At 40.6% G+C, this 18889-nt stretch carries 17 protein-coding genes; all 17 read left to right on the top strand.

Going from position 1 to position 18889, the window contains the following annotated elements; all coding sequences use genetic code 11:
* Nucleotides 1-2: 2 nt before the first annotated feature.
* The 17 genes from CD00_RS0109770 (at nucleotide 3) to CD00_RS19315 (ending at nucleotide 18885) form a co-directional block, all read left to right on the top strand.
* Nucleotides 3-1859: a CotH kinase family protein gene (locus CD00_RS0109770; protein WP_026655805.1), complete on the top strand. Its 1857-nt coding sequence runs from the start codon at nucleotides 3-5 to the stop codon at nucleotides 1857-1859.
* 20 nt (nucleotides 1860-1879) lie between these two features.
* Entirely contained in the window at nucleotides 1880-2104 is a 225-nt protein-coding gene (locus CD00_RS19325; protein ID WP_026655804.1) for a VTC domain-containing protein, read from the top strand.
* Nucleotides 2049-2573 carry a VTC domain-containing protein gene (locus CD00_RS17940; protein ID WP_207640479.1) on the top strand — a complete coding sequence of 175 codons (525 nt, stop codon included), beginning with the start codon at nucleotides 2049-2051 and terminating at the stop codon, nucleotides 2571-2573. Before CD00_RS19325 ends, CD00_RS17940 begins: the two co-directional genes overlap by 56 nt.
* A gap of 43 nt (nucleotides 2574-2616) precedes the next feature.
* Nucleotides 2617-3294 carry a DUF4956 domain-containing protein gene (locus CD00_RS0109755; protein WP_026655801.1) on the top strand — a complete coding sequence of 226 codons (678 nt, stop codon included), beginning with the start codon at nucleotides 2617-2619 and terminating at the stop codon, nucleotides 3292-3294.
* A gap of 88 nt (nucleotides 3295-3382) precedes the next feature.
* Nucleotides 3383-4822, top strand: coding sequence for a hypothetical protein (locus CD00_RS0109750; RefSeq protein WP_207640478.1), 1440 nt, complete (start codon nucleotides 3383-3385; stop codon nucleotides 4820-4822).
* Entirely contained in the window at nucleotides 4812-5432 is a 621-nt protein-coding gene (gene udk, locus CD00_RS0109745; RefSeq protein WP_026655798.1) for a uridine kinase, read from the top strand. Before CD00_RS0109750 ends, udk begins: the two co-directional genes overlap by 11 nt.
* A gap of 61 nt (nucleotides 5433-5493) precedes the next feature.
* On the top strand, nucleotides 5494-6588 hold the full coding sequence (locus CD00_RS0109740; RefSeq protein ID WP_026655797.1) for a DUF6077 domain-containing protein: 1095 nt from the start codon (nucleotides 5494-5496) through the stop codon (nucleotides 6586-6588).
* Nucleotide 6589: 1 nt separating this feature from the next.
* Entirely contained in the window at nucleotides 6590-7468 is an 879-nt protein-coding gene (locus CD00_RS0109735) for a hypothetical protein (RefSeq protein ID WP_026655796.1), read from the top strand.
* Between the two features lie 13 nt (nucleotides 7469-7481).
* Nucleotides 7482-8360, top strand: a complete 879-nt coding sequence (locus tag CD00_RS0109730) for a LicD family protein (protein WP_026655795.1) — start codon at nucleotides 7482-7484, stop codon at nucleotides 8358-8360.
* A 2-nt stretch (nucleotides 8361-8362) separates the two neighbouring features.
* The gene (locus CD00_RS0109725; protein ID WP_026655794.1) at nucleotides 8363-9076 is read left to right on the top strand and encodes an IspD/TarI family cytidylyltransferase; all 714 of its coding nucleotides are present in this window, start codon (nucleotides 8363-8365) and stop codon (nucleotides 9074-9076) included.
* 25 nt (nucleotides 9077-9101) lie between these two features.
* Entirely contained in the window at nucleotides 9102-10538 is a 1437-nt protein-coding gene (locus CD00_RS0109720; RefSeq protein WP_207640477.1) for an MBOAT family O-acyltransferase, read from the top strand.
* Nucleotides 10539-10605: 67 nt separating this feature from the next.
* Nucleotides 10606-11676 (top strand): hypothetical protein, encoded by a 1071-nt coding sequence (locus tag CD00_RS0109715; protein WP_026655791.1) that lies wholly within the window; start codon nucleotides 10606-10608, stop codon nucleotides 11674-11676.
* Between the two features lie 16 nt (nucleotides 11677-11692).
* The gene (locus CD00_RS0109710; protein ID WP_185750430.1) at nucleotides 11693-13159 is read left to right on the top strand and encodes a DUF6056 family protein; all 1467 of its coding nucleotides are present in this window, start codon (nucleotides 11693-11695) and stop codon (nucleotides 13157-13159) included.
* A gap of 7 nt (nucleotides 13160-13166) precedes the next feature.
* The gene (locus CD00_RS19320; RefSeq protein WP_026655788.1) at nucleotides 13167-14720 is read left to right on the top strand and encodes a hypothetical protein; all 1554 of its coding nucleotides are present in this window, start codon (nucleotides 13167-13169) and stop codon (nucleotides 14718-14720) included.
* Complete coding sequence (locus CD00_RS0109700) at nucleotides 14717-15082, top strand: transporter (protein WP_026655787.1); 366 nt, start codon at nucleotides 14717-14719, stop codon at nucleotides 15080-15082. Before CD00_RS19320 ends, CD00_RS0109700 begins: the two co-directional genes overlap by 4 nt.
* A complete protein-coding gene (locus CD00_RS0109695; protein ID WP_026655786.1) occupies nucleotides 15075-15431 on the top strand; it encodes a multidrug ABC transporter in 357 nt (118 codons plus the stop codon). The genes CD00_RS0109700 and CD00_RS0109695 overlap by 8 nt, the downstream gene beginning before the upstream one ends.
* Nucleotides 15432-15615: 184 nt before the next feature.
* On the top strand, nucleotides 15616-18885 hold the full coding sequence (locus CD00_RS19315; protein ID WP_051594145.1) for a glycoside hydrolase family 25 protein: 3270 nt from the start codon (nucleotides 15616-15618) through the stop codon (nucleotides 18883-18885).
* The last annotated feature ends 4 nt before the right edge of the window (nucleotides 18886-18889 follow it).

Here is an 18889-nt window from a genome sequence, read left to right as displayed (position 1 = left end):
GGTTGATCGGAGGAAGAAAAGTAAAGAGCATATGGCTCATACTGGCTATGCTTGTTGCAGCATTGTCGGTAACGGTTTTTCTTATAAAGGATAAAGAAAGAAGTGCAGAGAAGTACATAGATTCCGATTTCGCAATATGGGAGAGCGTGGGATTTGTGGCTTACGGCAATCCTGTTGAAACGGCGAGCGGAATAAATGCGCATTTTGACAGTGACGGTAAGCTGTGCTATGACGTATATCTTCCTGTGGATGAGGGAGAAGAAATCGAACTTGTTTGTGATGAAGGTATTGAAGTTACTGTCGGTAATGAAACTTATACAGGTGGAGATGTTTTAAATGTACCTTTATTTGAAAGATTGAACGGTGAGATAAATGTTCCCGGAGTGGGCACCGAAACGGCTGATTTTAGATTTATAGCGGCAAGTGGGATTCCTTCAGTATATCTGGGAACATATAATGATACAAAAGATTTTTTGAAGGAAGTAAAGGGAAATACCGCTGCAGGTTTTTGCACAGTTTTAAATGGAGATGATTCCAAAGATTATAGCGGAAACTGCAATATTCGTGTTCACGGAAATTCATCCTTTTTCTTCGATAAGAGTTCGTATCAGTTCAATCTTGAATCTGATGTGGGAATACTTGGGATGCCGGCGCAGCGAAAGTGGGTCCTTATATCGGAGTTTATTGATGGATCATTTATGAAAGATGCCATAATGTACAGGCTTTCTAAGAATACTGGAGATAAGTATTCTCCTGAGTTTCGCTATGTGAATGTCTATCTGAACGGGCAGTATGAGGGACTTTATCTGCTTTTGCAGAAGGTTGATATCGATGGCGGAAATATTGATCTCAATAATCTTGAGGTTGTTAATAATGTTGCCGGCGATAGGAAGATGAACCAAAATAATACCGGAGGATATCTCGTTGAGCTTGGAGCGGCCGATGCTTTTCAGGATACTCCTGAAAATCTTATTGTAGAGACACCTAACAGATGGATGGAAGTAAAGTCGCCGTCCAATCTTACAGAAGATCAGCACAAGTATTTGACAGATCTTGTTAATGAGGCGGAACAGGCTCTTTATCTTTCTGACGGTGAAAAGACCGAATCGGGGAAAACATGGTCTGACTATTATGATCCCGAATCATGGATGCGCCAGTATGTGTTTCAGGAGATATCGATAAATTATGATACGGAGTATAACAGCGAGTTTTTCCATATTAAAGAAAACGATAGGAAGTTATACGGCGGTCCGGCCTGGGACTTTGATAAGTCAATAAACGATTATGTTTCCTTTATTCAGAATGAAAGATTGAATTATATGATCAGATCGATTCACAATAATTCAATAGTAGTAAAGGATAAAGACAATTCGGGAGTAATGTGGCTTAGGCAGTTTGATTCGCACAAAGATTTCCATGACGGAATGAAGAAATTTTTCTTTGAAAAGGCTGAGCCGCAACTTAAAAAGATTCTTTCGGAAGATGTGCCTGTATGGGAAAAAGAAATTGAGAAATCGGCAATTGCAGATACTTACAGGTGGTCCGTCGAAGATATTGATAATCCGAATGATCCGGCAGATTCTTTTGCAAATTCGGTAAAGAAAATTACCGGAGTCTTTGCTGACAGGACTAAGTTCCTTGATGCATATTATAAGAATGAAGATGCTTATTATATTGTGACTTTTGTTTTGGATGAAGCCAGAATTGATCTGATGGTTCCGGTTAAAAAGGGAGATACGATAGGCGAAGATTCGCTTCCGATTTACAAGGACAGTAATGATTGGTACTATGGCAAGGAGTTATTTACTCCCGAAACCGTGGTCACAAAGGACATGGTACTTACGCAGAAACAGCATTAGGAAGGACAGAGCAGAATTTTATGGGTAACAGATACAGAAACGAACAGAAGTATCTTCTGAATAAATCTGACGTCGCTATCCTTAAGATGAGGCTTGATGCCATGATGGAAAAAGATCCGCATGTGCGTGACGGCACGTCTTATCTGATTCGCAGTGTGTATTTTGACGATCCGAATAATTCCTGTCTTCATGAGAAAGAAGACGGAGTTTTTTTTCCGAAGAAAGTGGAGAATCAGAATATATAATTGCAGCGACAAGGTGATACATCTTGAATGTAAAGAAAAACTGGGCAATATGACACATAAAGACAGCATCACTGTTTCAAGAGCGGATGTTGAAGCGGCAATGGCGGGAAATATTGAGCCGGATAAGAACAGAGAACCTTTATGGAATGATTTTGCATTGCAGGTCATGACAAAAGGCTTCAGACCGGCGACTATTGTTCAATATGAGAGAATCCCGTATATCTGGAGGCCTTCAAATGTGCGTGTCACGATTGACAGATGTCTTTCTTCGAGCGAGATGTTTGACCGATTTTTTGATGAAGATCTGCCGGTAAGGCCTATTATGGCGAGGGACCTTGATCTTCTGGAGGTGAAGTATGATACGCTTTTGCCTGATCACTTAAGACAAGTGATGATTCTTGATAATATGAGATATACTTCTTTTTCTAAATACGAATTGTGCCGTCGAATGCCAATGCAGGCATTTTGAACGGATGGCATACGAAGCACAGCATTATAACGGAGGATGAGAAATGAGTTTTAAGGATATTTTAAAGAAATCTTTTTTGGAGAATTACGCTCAGACGGAAATGAGCATCAGGACAATAGTAATTGCGATCGCGCTTACATGTGTATTTGCGGTATATATTTATCTTTTTTACAGAGTTGTTACAAAAAAGAGCTTTTATTCAAAGAGCTTTAATATCTCTCTTGCATCGATTGCGATCATAACTGCGGCAATTATTCTGACTATCCAGTCAAGCGTTGTGGTTTCTCTTGGTATGGTGGGTGCGCTTTCTATCGTAAGATTTCGTACCGCAATAAAAGATCCCATGGACCTTGTGTTCCTGTTCTGGTCAATTGCTGTCGGAATCATCTGCGGCGCGGGATTGTTTGGAATAGCACTGGTGCTTTCCGCATCGATCACAATACTCATTCTTGTTCTTGAGCTGGTTCCTCAGGCGAAGGCTCCTCAGATTCTTTTGATAAGCTTCAGAGACAGTGATGAGACCAATGACGGTGTTGAGAAGATTCTTACAGAGAGCAAGAGCTATTACAGTGAGAAGAGCAGAACAATAACAAACGGACAGATAAGTCTGGCTTTCGAGATCAGAACATCAGACGGAAGAAAGCTTTGCAGCAGCCTTTCGGGACTTGACGGAGTAAACAGCGTATCACTTCTTAAGCATGACGGTGAAGTTACATATTAAGCGTAGTGCTGAAGGCACTGACAAGGGCATGAATTTATGAAAAGAAAGATAAACATAGCTTTAAAGTGCATATTTTTTTACTATAACCGTGGGCATTATTTTATATGCAACGACGATAGTTTTGGAGAGAAAAGACAGCTTGTATAAGTATGCCGATTTCTTTGAACTTGCCAAAAAAGATCAGATAGACGTTCTTTTTATCGGATCTTCGCACGTAATAAATGCGATAAACCCTACGGTTCTTTATAATGAGTACGGATATACTTCTTACAATATGGGAGGACACGGTTCGCTCCTTCAATCAACATATTGGGAACTAAGGGAGGCGCTTCAGTACACGACTCCGAAGTGGGTTGTTGTTGATGCCTATATGCTTGAGAAGAACTATCGTTACCTCGATGACAGAGATGCAAATCCCGATGAGGATGAGGTAAATACTTCTGTTGAGCAGCTTCACCTCAATATGGATGTGTGGCCGTTTAACGACCTCAAAGTTGAGGCGGTAAACGATCTTATACAGGATAAATCGATCCGAAGAGAATTCCTTTTTAATTTCCTTGTTTATCACAACAGGTGGGAATACATTTCCGAGGATGATTTTAAATCGGTATTCGGAGATGAGTCAAAGAACGAATTGTTCGGCGCAGAGATGAGATATGACGTTGAGACTTCTTTTACTTTCTGTAAGGAACCTGAAAAGGGAGAAGTTCTTCCCGAGGAAACGGTTGGAGAACGCTATCTTAAGGCTATCATTGAAGAGTGTAAGAAGAGAAAAATCGGAGTGCTTGTGACATTCGATCCTTTTAATCCCGAGTCAAAAGATATTATTGCGGCAAATTCAGCGGGTGCGATAGCAAAAGCCTGCAAAGTGCCGTATCTTAATATGCTCAACTCGGATGTTATTGATATATATTCAGACTTAAACGATCACGGACATCTGAATGCTGTCGGATCTACAAAGACAACCAAGGCGATAGGAAAGTGGCTTAAGAGCAATTCAAAGCTTGTTGATCACAGAGGCGACGAGGCTTATGCATACTGGGATGAAAAGAGTGATAACTTCTATGAATCGATAAGATCGGATACGACCGATGAGGACAACCTTATTTCCAAATTGAGTCTTTTGTCTCTTGGAGAGTATGGCTTTGTTTTATACTGCAATGAAGGTTCTCAGGTTTTTACGGATAAATCAATGGAACATGTCATAAGTGGAATAGCGGATTCAAATATGATCAAAACTACGTCTGGGCCGTATATACTTATCAAGGATCCAAAGACGGGCAAGACATATGAAGCTTCCGGCGACGGAAATCTTGAGAATGTTGAGACAGCGATGGGACATATGTATTATCAGCCTGTTGAACAGAATTTCAGGCTTTTTTATGAGGCGGACGATCAGGATACAAACTATCTGTATGACGACGCTCATGCGAGTGCCGATATTCAGATAATAATATATGATAAAGAAACCGGAGAAGTGGTGGAACATGAGTATTACACTTCAAAAGGAGGAAGATATGCAAGGTAAGATCTGTATTGTCGGAATTGCAGGTGGTACCGCTTCGGGCAAAACGACAATAGTAAGAAAGATAAAAGAGAATTTCGGAGATGATATTGTAGTCATCAACCACGATTCATATTATAAAGCTCACAACGACCTTTCATATGAGGACAGGTCCAAGCTTAACTACGATCATCCGGATTCATTTGATACACAGATGATGATCGAGGATGTAAAAAAGCTTAAGAATAACGAGGAAGTTGATATTCCTGTTTATGATTTTTCTGTTCATAACAGGGCGGATGCCACGGTACACATTGTTCCTAAGAATGTTATAATCCTTGAGGGAATCCTGGTTCTTGAAAATAAAGAATTAAGAGATCTTATGGATATCAAGGTTTTCGTTGATACGGATGCGGATGAAAGACTTATGCGAAGGATAAGGCGTGATATGGCGGAGCGTGCAAGGAGTATAGAGTCGATACTTAATCAATATGCAGACACTGTAAAGCCTATGCATGAGCAGTTCATTGAACCCAGTAAAAAATATGCAGATATTATTATTCCCAGAGGCGGCGAAAATCTTACGGGAATCAACATTTTACAGCAGCACATAAAGAGCATGCTTGTTATATGATAAGCATGGTTTGCCGTGATGCGGTTGTAAGTATAAGAAAATTGCTTTGGGAGAATGACATATGTTAATGGTTGCATGGTCCGTAGTGCGCCTGATCTATTGGATGTTAATAGTGCCATATCTTATCGGACAGCTTTTCAACTTTATATTACCTGAGGGGAAAAAGACAATAGGAATCACATTTATTCTTGGATTTCTTATTTACATTGCTATATTTGAAATGGTCGCGATTCCCTGCATAATCAATTATGTTTATGAGTCGTTTACGCATTGCAGACAGATTTATGTGGTGATCGTATCGCTTTTGGCAATCGGCGGATCTTTTAGGTTCAGTAAGTCGATCTTTAAGAGGAAGATTGTCTGTGACCTTAATACAGAGACCAAAATTTATTATGGAATCTTTATAGCACTTGTTCTTTTTCAAGTGGTAATGAACTTTATATATGCACCGTTCAACGGTGATGATGCCGAATATGTGACAAATTCACTTATAGCGCAGCAGTGGGGATCTATGAACAGGATCGATCCTAATGTTGGAGGCCCAATTGACCTTAAAACGAGAAATGTGCTTGCAGCTGTTACAATGTGGATTGCCTTTATAGCCAAGAGCTCATCTGTACATGCCACTATAGTTTCGCATGTAGTAATGCCACTCTTTGTTTTACCGCTTGTTTATTATGTGTATTATCAGATAGGGAAGAGTCTTTTTAAGGAGAAAAAAGAAATCGTTCCCGTATTTATGATTTTTATAAATGTACTGTTTATGTTTGGAAATGTTTCGCTGAGTACGCCTGCTACATTCCTTCTAATGAGAAGTTGGCAGGGGAAGGCTCTTTTTTCAAATCTTGCACTTCCGATGATCTTTTGGCTTTTTTTACTTATGTTTGAAGATGTATCCGCAGTGAACGAGGCGGCCGGAACTAAAGAAAAACTTAAGATCACCGCACCCTGCTGGATAATGCTTGCGCTTGTAAATGTACTTTCATGTATCTGTACTGAGCTTGGTGTTGCGCTTGGATGCGTACTTGTTGCAATCCTTACGATTGTTTTGTTATATGCATCAAAGAGATGGACTGTGCTTGTAGGAGCTTTTTTGGCGGTTATTCCCAATCTGGCTTATGTTGCCTTTTATTTAATTCTGGGGGGTGGAGCATAATATGTACGGAATTTTTATGGAATGTTATGTGGCGCTCAGACAGTATTTTGGAGGCGAATCGGCCGGAGATATCAGGGCATATCTTAACATGATCGTTTTTATTGCTTCGGCGATATTTATCATGATCAAGGAAAAAGACAAAGTAAAAAAGATACTTTTTGGAATAATGCCACTTGTGATAATTGTGGGATTTCTTTTGCCGATAACAAGGATAATATATGTCGGTCATGTTGATAAAGACAGCCCGGAAACGTATTATAGAATATTGTGGTTGATACCCATGTATATTGTTATTGCATACGCTGCATGTCTGATAATGATGAAAATGAAAAGCGATGCGATAAGAAGAGTGGTAATGGTTGCTGCGGTTCTTGCGATCATGCTTACAGGCAAACTTGTATATACAAACAGATACATGTATAAGGCAGAGAACATTTATCATATTCGCCAGGATGTTATTGATATATGTGAGCTTATAAAGCCTGCAGAAGGAGAAGATAATCCGAGGGCGGCTTTTCCCGAAGAACTGACATGGTATGTAAGGCAGTATGATACTCATATCCTTATGCCTTACGGAGCAGATATTATTGAGGGTGAAGCTAAGGGAATGTACTGGGATCCTGTGTATGATGCGATGAAAAATGCAGAGGTCACGGCCGAAGGCGTTGAAATAGTGGATGCAAATGCACTTGTCGATGCGACAAGAGAAGAAGAGTGCCGATATGTCATCATGCCCGAGGATACTGAGAAAAGGAAGCTGAGTAAGGATCTTACGACATTTGGTCTTAAGATTGTTGAAAAAGTCGGTAAGTTTTATGTCTATGAAGATCCTGTTGTAGTTAAAAAGCTTGAAGAAAAGAAAGCTGCAGAGTGGAACTAAGGAAATAAGTTAAATGGATAAAGAAGTGCAACAATACCTCGACAGGGTGCATGAGTCGGATTTTGCCATGCTCTCGGAGGTGGACAGAATATGTAAAAAACATAATATACAGTATTATCTTCACGGAGGTACGTTCCTTGGTGCTGTAAGGCATCAGGATTTTATTCCGTGGGATGATGATGTGGATATTCTTTTTTTGCGTGAAGATTACGAGAGGTTTATTGCCGTATATGAGAAAGAGGCGGATAAGAGATTTAAACTTCTTAGATTTGAGAGATATCCTCAGTTTTTTGATTTTATAACAAAGATCGCGGATTACGATCTTACTTATGAAGAGACCTCTTTTGGAGCGGAAGATTTCTACGATCACAGGTATTCTCATCCTACGCTCGATCTTTTTGTATTTGATAAAGAGGCGGATAATCACAAGTGGCAGCTTATCAGGATGAAGCTTCTCTATGCGCTTGCCATGGGGCACAGACCGTATGTCGATTATTCTAAATTTAAGGGCGTTATGAAGGTTGTTTCGTTCCTTCTTACAACTGTAGGAAAGTGCATACCGTTTAAGGTTATCGCATATAAATATATTAAGCTTCAGACACTTGGCGGACTTGCAAAGAGAGCGCCTGAGGGCGCGGGAGGTGCCGGAGATGAAACAACTCTTTTCATCTCTAATGAGCAGCCCGATCCCAGATATTGGGGGCTTGATTTTGATGCAGACCATCTTATATACGGGCCTGATACAGCAAAGATAAGAGACAAGGAATTCCCAATTCCGAAGAACCACGACAAGTGGCTTAAGAAGACTTATAAGGATTATATGAGTCTTCCGCCTGAGGATAAAAGAGTTCCCATGCACGTGAATGTTATAAAGAAAAACGAGGACCTATAATTATGAAAACAATAGCACTTATAATTGCCGGCGGTACGGGAGCCAGAATGAAGCAGGACATTCCCAAGCAGTTTCTTACGGTAAATGAGAAGCCTGTTATTGTATATACGCTTGAAGCGTTTCAGAATCATCCCGAGATTGATTCTATCGCCGTAGTGTGTGTTGAAGGTTGGGAGCAGATGCTTATGGCTTATGCCCGCCAGTTCAATATTTCAAAACTTGAGCATGTCGTTCCGGGCGGAGAGAACGGGCAGGGTTCCATACGAAACGGTGTGTATGAACTTGAGAAGAATTTTGATGCCGATTCGATAGTGCTTATCCATGACGCGATAAGACCGATGGTTTCCGCGGAGATCATATCCGATTGCATCATGAAGACCAAGCAGTACGGAAATGCCATCACGGCTATTCCTTGTGCGGAGGCTATGCTTACCACAACGGACGGCGAAATGTCTGATAAGACATACCCCAGAGATAATCTTAAGAGAACTCAGACTCCGCAGGGATTCAGACTCGGAGAGATCTGTGATATTCACAGAGAGGCTCTTTCAAAAGGAATAACAAATTCTGTCGCATCTTGTACGCTTATGACAGAACTTGGCAGGAAAGTATATTTTTCACAGGGCTCTGAGAAGAATATAAAACTCACGACAGTAGACGATATTGACATCTTTAAGGCGCTCCTCATGAGCAAAAGGAGTGAATGGTTGAAGTAAAATGCTTTTTAATTCATATGAGTTCATGCTTTTATTTCTGCCGATATTTCTTGCGGCGTATCTTCTGATAAGGACAAAGATCAAAGATTATAAGAAAAAAGAAAGCCTTTTGAATATGTTGATGATTCTGGGCTCTCTTATTTTCTATAGTCTTTTTGAGATTAAAAACACAGTTATTTTATGTATGAGTATTTTTCTCAACATAAATGTCATAAATTGCATCAGGTTAAAGAAGAACACGAAGATCTGGATGATCGTGGGCGTAGCGGTAAACATTGCGATATTGTTTTTCTTTAAGTACAGCGTGGTTTATGCGGGAATGTTCTTTCCTGTTGCAATCAGTTTCTACACATTCAACCAGATTTCCTATATTGTTGATTTATATCGGGGTGAGATAAAAGAATATGATCTGATGGACTATCTCATCTATATTTTGTTTTTTCCAAAGATTCTGCAAGGGCCTTTGATGGGCTTTGCGGCATTTAACGATGGGCTTAAAAAAGCTTATAAAGATGATATGGATTGGGAAAAACTGATGCGTGGATTGCTTCTTTTATCCATGGGATTGTTTAAGAAGGTAATCCTTGCGGATACTTTTGCAAAGGCTGTCGAGTACGGATTTTCTGCGATTCCCAATCTTGGAAGGATGGAGGCGATACTTACCGCTGTGTTCTATTCTTTCCAGTTGTATTTTGATTTCAGCGGTTACTGCGATATTGCGGCATCTGTCTGCATGATGATGGGATTTGAGCTTTCGCTTAATTTCAATTCACCTTATAAGGCTGTTGATATAGGCGATTTCTGGGACAGATGGCATATCACACTCACTAAGTTTTTTACCAAATACGTATATATACCTCTCGGAGGCAGCAGAAAAGGGCAGCTTAGGACGTATCTGAATATCTTTTTCATATTTTTGCTCAGCGGAATTTGGCATGGCAACGGAAGTACGTTTGTTGTCTGGGGAATCATGCATGGCGTTCTGAGTATCATCACAAGAATGTTGAAAAGAGCGAAAAAGACATCGAAAAAGAGTGAGGAAAACCGGATTGTCGCAGCGGGTAAAAAGATTTGCGGAACTTTTTTTACCTTTGTCTATGTAACTGCTGCATGGGTGTTCTTTAGGGCGAGTAGCATTTCCGATGCGCTTCTTCTTTTTAAGAGAATGTTTGTCGGCGGAATAAGACCTTTTTACAGCACGTTTGCCGATGGCTTTAATCTCGATGAGATATGGTATGTGATAAAGATGACACCGCTTATGAAGTTTAGCTTTGCGTGGGATTTTTGTCTATGGCTTTTTCTTATTGCGGGCGGTGTGTTAATCTTTTTGGGAAAAAATGCTGTTACGTATTCTAAGGAGTGCAAGATAAATCTTGGCACGACTGTACTTACTGCGGTGCTTTTAGTTTGGAGCATAATCAGCTTTTCGGGCGTAAGTACATTTCTTTATATGAATTTTTAATGTATTTTCAAGTTGATAATACATTTGTGCCGGTCGGAAGAACGGACGGCATGGGGCGGAGAAAATTATGAAAAGCTATAAAAAGTACTTTTTCATCTTAATAAGCATGGTTCTTGCGGTGTTTATCATCTGTGGGGGAATCGTGGTGTATGTGGATCCTTTTTTTCATTTCCATACTCCTGTTGCGGGATTTCCGTATATTGTAGACAATCAGCTCAGTCAGAATCCCGGAATGGCGAGGAATATGGCATATGACGGATGTATCATAGGATCGTCCATGACGGTTAATTTTGACACGGACGATTTTAAAGATATTCTTGGAACGGATACCGTAAAACTTAGTTACAGCGGGGCATATCCCAGGGATGACTACAATATCCTTTCTTTCGTGTTTGATAAAAATACCTATGCGAGGAAACAGAAGCCTGTAAAGCAGGTGTACTTTGCCGTAGATATCCCGACTATGACGGCAGATCCGGATGAAACAAAGTATCCACTTCCGATGTATTTATATGACAAGAGTGTCATTAATGATGTAAAATATCTCATAAACAAGGATGTATTATTTGAATATATTTTTCGTCCCGTTATCAGGGGAAAAGGTTCGGATCTTTCGGAAATCTATTTTAGCTGGTGGACACCTGAGTATTACAATATTCAATGGGTTATGCACAATTACGAGCAGCCTGAGATAAATCCTGTGGAAACTGAAAAAGATGGGCTGATCGAGAGAACGGAAGTAAATCTTTCAAGGAATATTCTTCCTTTTGTGGAGTCAAATCCGGATACGGAGTTTTATTTCTTTTTCCCTCCTTACAGTATCCTGTATTGGAACAATGTGAAGCGCGAGAATACATTTGAGGCGACGATGAAGCAATACAGATATGTCGCCGAGAGGCTTCTTGGGTATAAAAATGCGAGGTTGTTTTATTTCCAGACTATGGAGGAAACCCTGGACCTTAGTAATTATGCGGATTATTCACATTATAAACCCGCAATTAACAAATTTATGGTAGAATGCTTTAAGGATGGAAAATATGAAATTAAATCCGTTGAGGAAATGGATAAGGGGTTGTTAACTGTCAGAAAAATGGTGGCAGATTTTGATTATGCAGACCTTTTTTCGAGGAAATGGTAAGAAAGATTGCGGGTATATGAAACACGAGAGAACGCAAAGAGTATTGAATTGGGGAATGGTGATCGTATCGGTTCCGGTTATCGCGTTTTTGATAGAGACGATCGTAAGGACAGCCATGTTTGTTGTGCCGGTATCGGATGATTATTGGTACGCGGGATCGGGAATCGGAGTCGATGGATTCTTTGATCGAATTGTTTCTGCATGTAAGTTTGCACATGAGGCGTACAGGCATGAACAGGGCGCATATTTCACTTCATTTATAGGTTCGTTTTTTAATCCCATAATCTACGGCGGCTTTTCTGCAATGAAGGTCACTATGGTGATCAATGCGGTGCTTGTCTTTGCGGCGGTTATATTTTTGACCGGTGTCATAATGAAGAAAACTGCGGATGTTGGCGTGCATGTTGTATTATTTGTGATCGTGATCGCAGTGTTTCCGCTTACGGCGTATGATTCGTTCAGGGAAGTGTTTTACTGGTTTTCCGGAGCCTGTGCGTATGGGGTTCCCATTTCATTTGGACTTACGTCGATCGGTCTTTTTATCATTTATAACCTTAACAAGGAAGTTGCGCTGACAGGAAGAGAACCGTTGGTTCTTGCGGCAATACTCGGAGCGGTGACGGTCGGAGCATCCCTTGCAATAACGGGGATATTTGTGTATTTTCTTTTGTGTACTATTATCTATTTTGCGATTAAGAGAAGAAGACTTGAAAAAGATAATATGATAGTATTTATTACATGTCTTGCAGGGGCGGTTATCAATATGATCGCGCCGGGGAATTTGACGGGACATGGAATTGAAAACAGCGGCGCAGTTGGTGTAAAAGCCGGAATCGGTTATGCGGCAGAGCATTATAAGTATGTGGTAAGGTGGCTTTTTTTTAACAGGAATTATCTTGTTCTTGTTATCAGTCTTATGGTTGTCGGATATCTTATCTATGACAGGATAAAGCTTTGCAAGACAGCTTGGATAGTGGTCGGAGCTATGCTTTTTGCTTCTCCGATGGTAACGGCTTTTGCGCAGGTAATGGGATATGGCATGGAGCAGATTCCGAACGGATGCTTTTTTATCACAGTGATGGCTACGACTGCCGCATTTGATAATCTGGCATTGTTTATCGGATGGTTAATGGGAAGAGCTTTGAAAGGACATAAGAAGATGTCCGTTCTTGCGGTTCTTTATGCAATTATTTTCGTGTGCTTTATAGCGACACCTTTTTCACCCGGAAAGTATAGCGTTGTTATGCTTAACAAGAAGCTTTATAGTGGTGAACTTCAAAAAAATTATGTTGAGACAAAGAAACTTACAGACAGCTTTGCAAATATGAAAGATAAGGATGTTAAAGTTGATGTCCCGACAAATCCTGAAACTATCGGGGATTTTTATTCCTTCTTTTTGCTTGACGATCCGGACAGCAGGATCAACAGTGATGTGGCAAAGGTATACGGATTGAGCTCTATATCCAATATAAGAGAGGAATGATGCAGTAATGAGAAATAAGAGAAATAAAAGAGAAGATTTTGATATATACAGCGATGATGATTTTGATATCTTCGCAGGAGACAGTATGGAAGAATTCGAAAACGATGATGACTTCAGAGACGCCGACGATTATGAAGATGAAGCCGGATATGACGGCGATTACAGAGATGATTATGAAGACGACGGCTATAGGGATGACTATGAGGATGATTACGCAGAGGGCTTTGAAGAAGGCTATGAAGACGACTTCAAGGATGACTTCTATGATTTTGATAAAGAGAATGTAAGATCGTCGGGAAAAAGAGGCCGTTCCGACGATTATGAAGAATATGAAGACGATTATCCTGCAGACTACGAAGATGAAGATCATGATGATGAGCTTTTTGAAGACTACGAGGATGACGGGCAGGAGGACGAGTATATGAGAGATTACAAAGGCAGCAGACGTAAGGATAGTCGGTCGAAACGTTACAGAGATGATTATGACGATGAAGAGTATTATGAGGATAGCAGGAGCGCAAGGAGAAGCGGGAAGAGAGGATACTCCGAGGATGATGACGACGGAGACTACGAGAAAAAAGGTAAGATTCCGCGTTGGGCTCACTTTGTTGTATTAGGTGTAATTGTAGCTATTGTCTTATATTTTGTTTTGCAGATCGTGAAATGGGATCACAGCAGTATTGAGCTGAAAGAGTCCGATGAAAAAAATATTTCTGCAGAGCTTCAGGATTTTATCACCTATAGATCTGACGAGCAGAAGGCAGGACATAAGGATGACGGTGAAGAGACGATACTTATGGTCGGAAATGACGCTATTACCCATGATCTGGGAGATACGGGAATTGCCGCTCAGATTGAAAAGGCTTCAGGTGCGAAATGTATAGCTGCGGGATTTCCCGAGACTACCGTTGCGCGTTCAGCAAACGGCAACGATCCTCTTGATGCTTTCTGTTTCCCGAGCGTAATAGATGCGATCACAAGCGGAGATTATTCCAAACTTCACGAGGCTACAAGTTCTGTTGATAATTCTTCAATGTTTGAAGACAGTATAAAAACACTTGAAGATGTCGATATGGATAAGGTTGATACTCTGGTTATCTACTACAATGCGCAGGATCTTCTTAAGGGAAGGATCGGTAGAAACCCTGACAACCAGTTTGACGAAGTGACATATAACGGAGCGCTTGCTACCGGAATTAAAAAGATTCAGGAAAAGTATCCTTATATGAGGATTATAGGTATGACCGTTACTTTCTGTTACGGCTTTGACAAGGACGGAAATGTAGTTGCGGGAGATAAGCTTGAACTTGGAAACGGTGATCTTTTCCAGTATTACCTTGGAATGATGACGGTTTGCTCAGAGGCTGAGAATCCCGGCGTAAGTGTTGTTGACAATTATAACGGAGATATTTCTGAAGAAAACAGTAAGGATCTTCTTGTTGACAATATTCATGTAAATGCCGAATGTAATAAGAATATAGCGGAGCATTTTGCGGAAGTCTTTAAGAATATTGTAGATACAGAAAAAGGAACGGGAGAAGAAGGGGAATCGGAAGAATGAAAAAGAACAGTATAGCCGGTATTTTTCAGTTGCAGGGAGCAGTTATTGTCTATTCTCTTTCGACTGTTGCTGCTAAATGCGCTTCCGAATATCCGACATTATCTCTCGGATGGATTGGCTTTTTTGCACTTGAATTTGTTGTTTTGGCAATTTATGCCGTTATATGGCAGCAGGTTATTAAGAAATTCCAGCTCTCTATAGCTTATTCCAATAAGGCAGTAACATTGATGTGGTCAATGCTCTGGAATTTTGTTATTTTCTCGGAGAGCATTACACCCGGAATGGTGATCGGCGTTCTTATTGTTATCGCCGGAGTTATAGTTATGAACAGTTCATCGGAGGAGGAAGCGGAAAGTGTATAAGTATTTTTTAATGATGCTTTTGGCTGAGCTTATAGCATCCTCTTCTCAGATCTTTTTGAAGATGAGTTCGAAAAAGAGCTATCCATCGGCCATAAGGGAGTATCTTAACTGCCTTGTTATAGGTGGGTATTCGCTGCTTATGGTGTCAATGGTCATTACGGTGGTCTTTGGCTATAATAAAGAAAAACTTGGATATATGGGAACGGTAGTAATGGAGCCCATAAGCTATGTTTTTGTATTGATCCTGTCGAGGATTGTTTTTAAGGAAAAGATATCGAAGAGAAAGATTGTGGGTATGAGTCTCATTATATGTGGGATTGCAGTCTTTTTCCTAAATAAACCAATGTAAAAAAGAAAATGCAGATTGGGGGCGTGAATCTGCGATATACGATATATAGAAATAAAAAATCCGAATGATAACAAAAAGTTGTTATTGTATTTCGAAAATGTTAAAATGCTATATATGGTATAGGGGGTTATCGAGGGAGGATATATTTAGTTACGTAAATTGATCAATCGTACGAGGAGTGTATATGAAAAAGATAACTAAGCGCGGATTATTTGTCGGCCGCAAAACTTCTAAAGACAGAAAAAGACGAGACAACAGGGAATATAGGGAAGAATACGACAGAGATGTTCGTGACGATCGTGAGTACGACGGATATGATGATTATGTAGATGATCGTGGATATGATGATCGTCGCTATGACAGGGAGTATGAGGTTTTTGATGATAATTGCGATTACAAAGTTGAGAGCGATTATGATGATTACGATTGCGACCGCGATTATGAAGACAATAAAGATTACGTAGATAGCCGCAAATACAGTGATGCAGGCTATGACTACGACAGAAGATATGAAAAAGAAGATTATGATAGGGATTATGCCGATGATGATCGTGACTACGAAAACGGAGATGATTACGGTCACGGATATGCGGATGATGATCGCTATTATTCAAATGATGCCCGTGGTTATGACGATGAAGTTCGCGGGTATGAGCGCATGATTGATGAAAAGTATGATGATTCTAATTATGACAGAGATTATGCGGATGACGATCGCGACTATGCGGAAGATGACAGGCAATTTAAGAGTACCGATCTTGCAAGCGCATTTAATGGCGATAATGAGTATGATACAAGATATTGCGACAGTGATTATGAGTATGACGGCGGATATGATGACAGATATGATAATGAAGAATTCGGTCGTGGACATAAGGCATCTAAGAAGGGTGCACGCAGATCCGGAAAGACAAGAAAGAGTCTGAGTGCGGTAGAAAGAACTGCAGCAGTTGTTGCTGTTGTGATTCTTGGTGGTGCGATCGCGACAGGAGTTTTCTATACAAAAGCGCTTGGCAGAAGTCATGAGATCAGTGCTTTTGCAGATGTCGGATCGACTATGAGCGATGTTCAGATTGTTGGACAGAGCGGACTTGTTGCGGTTGCCGATGCTCAAAAAGCAAAGCAGATGACCGCTAATATCATTGATGAAGCAAAAGAAGAAAAGGTTGAAGAAGTAGTAGAAGAGAAGGTAGAGGAAGAAGTTACCGGCGGAAAGGTAAGCTTTAGTGTTTCTTCTATCAAAAGCGACCTTAAGATAAAGTTTATCGGAAGTAACAAGAAGCTCGTTGCAAAAGTTCCTTTTAAGGTGACTGTTGAAACTCCCGACGGATCTAAAGTTGATTACGAGGATGACGATAAAGACGGTATCATCTATAAAAAGGATATGAAACCCGGCACATATAAGGTTACACCAAATGCGCTTCCTGCCGAGTTTTCACAGTACAGCCTTGATACATCTACAAAGTCTGTAACCGTAAAAGACAAGGTAGAGATGAAGCCGGTTGATGTCAGCAACGAGGTTAAGAAAGAATCACAGATCAACGTTGCAAAAGAAGATACAGCGGTAAAGAACGTTGTGGAATCAACACTTAAAGATACTGTTGAATATGTTGAGAGTGAGAAGATTCCTGCAGACGGATCGGCTGCCGATAAAAACGGTACATATAAGGAAATTGATAAAAACAGTATTGCTGATCCTATGTCACAGTCATCTATAATTGACTTTACTAACTTTAGGACTGTTGCGTTGTTTACTACTGATAGTTCTACTTTACCGGATGCCGACTCGGATAATAGAAGCGGCGACGATTCAAGTGATGACAGCAAAAATGCTAATAAGGATGCAGCAAGTACAGGATTGAATGGCGGAGGAAGTAACAAGACTTCATCTGAAGATGAAGATGCAGCCAAATTAGCTAAAGAGAAAGAAGAAAAAGAAAAGCGGGAAGCAGCAGAGGCGGAGGCTTCAAGAATTAAGAAAGAAAAAGAAGAAAAAGAGAGGCAGGATGCAGCGGCAGAAGCTTCCAGATTAGCCAAAGAAGCTGCAGATAAAAAAGCGAAAGACGATGCTGCTGCGGCAGAGGCTTCAAGACTTAAGCAGGAAGCTGACAAGAAGGCACTTCTTGAGAAAAACGGCAAGGTTCCTGTAAAAGAGACAGCGATAACACTTACTGAAGGTGATAAAAAGGCTATAGAAACAAAAGTATCCGGATTGGTGATTCAGATTACTTCTGACAATACAGGATGCGTATCATGTAGTGGAAATACAATTACTGCCGTGGCTAAGGGAACAGCAAAACTGACTGTTACAGCAGAGAATTATCAAACTGAATATATCACTGTAACTGTTAATGCCAAGAAAGCCGGAGATCTTCCTATCAATTTCAAGAAGATCACACTCGTACAGGATGAGAAGACAAATATCGGAATAAATGCAAATGATTATCCGGGATTCTCAGGAAAAGCTAAAGATGCTTCTATCGTAGGCGTTTCAGGAACAGAACTTCAGGGTAAGAAAGCCGGAAAGACAACGGTTACATATACAGCAACAGGTTATAATGAGTTTAATATTGAGGTAACTGTAGTAGATAAGAAGGCACTTCTTAAGACTCGCGATGGTGAGCAGGTTTATGTAAAGAGCTCAGAAGGTGGCTTCAGAGAGGCAACATATGCCGATTACTATAACAAAGAGAATTTCTTCCTTAAGGACAAGGGAGAGGGTAACTTCAAATACAAAGGCTGGCAGACAATAAACGGAAAGACTTATTACTACAACAAGAACTGTGAGTACGTAACAGGTAAGCAGGTTATTCAGGGTGTTGAGTACGTATTTGGAAGCGACGGTGTCCTTACAACTTCTGCGGGAGCAAGAGGAATCGACGTAAGTAAGTGGAACGGATCTATAGACTGGAAGGCTGTAAGAAACGAAGGAATCGAATTCGCTATCATCAGATGCGGTTACAGAGGTTCATCTCAGGGTGCACTTATCGAGGATCCTACTTTCAGAACTAATATTAAGGGCGCTCAGGCAGCGGGACTTAAGGTTGGTGTTTATTTCTTTACACAGGCTGTAAACGAAGCGGAAGCTGTTGAAGAAGCTTCAATGGTAATAGAGCTTTGTAAGGGATATGGACTTTCATTCCCTGTGTATCTTGACGTAGAGGGAAGTAACGGCCGAGGCGATACTATCAGTGCTGAGCAGAGAACTGCCAACATCAAGGCATTTTGCGGAACAATCCAGAATGCGGGATACAAGGCCGGCGTATACGCAAACAAGACATGGTTTACAAGCAAGATCAAGACCAATCAGATTACAAACTACAAGATCTGGCTTGCGCAGTATGCTGCAAATCCTACATATAACGCTACAAGATTTGATATGTGGCAGCATACATCAAAGGGTAAAGTGTCCGGTATTTCCGGAAATGTTGACCTTAACATTTTGTACAGATAATAAA

Source organism: Butyrivibrio sp. AE3003 (assembly GCF_000686065.1).
GTDB classification, from domain to species: domain Bacteria; phylum Bacillota; class Clostridia; order Lachnospirales; family Lachnospiraceae; genus Butyrivibrio; species Butyrivibrio hungatei_A.
This window is presented reverse-complemented; position numbering and strand designations above follow the sequence as displayed.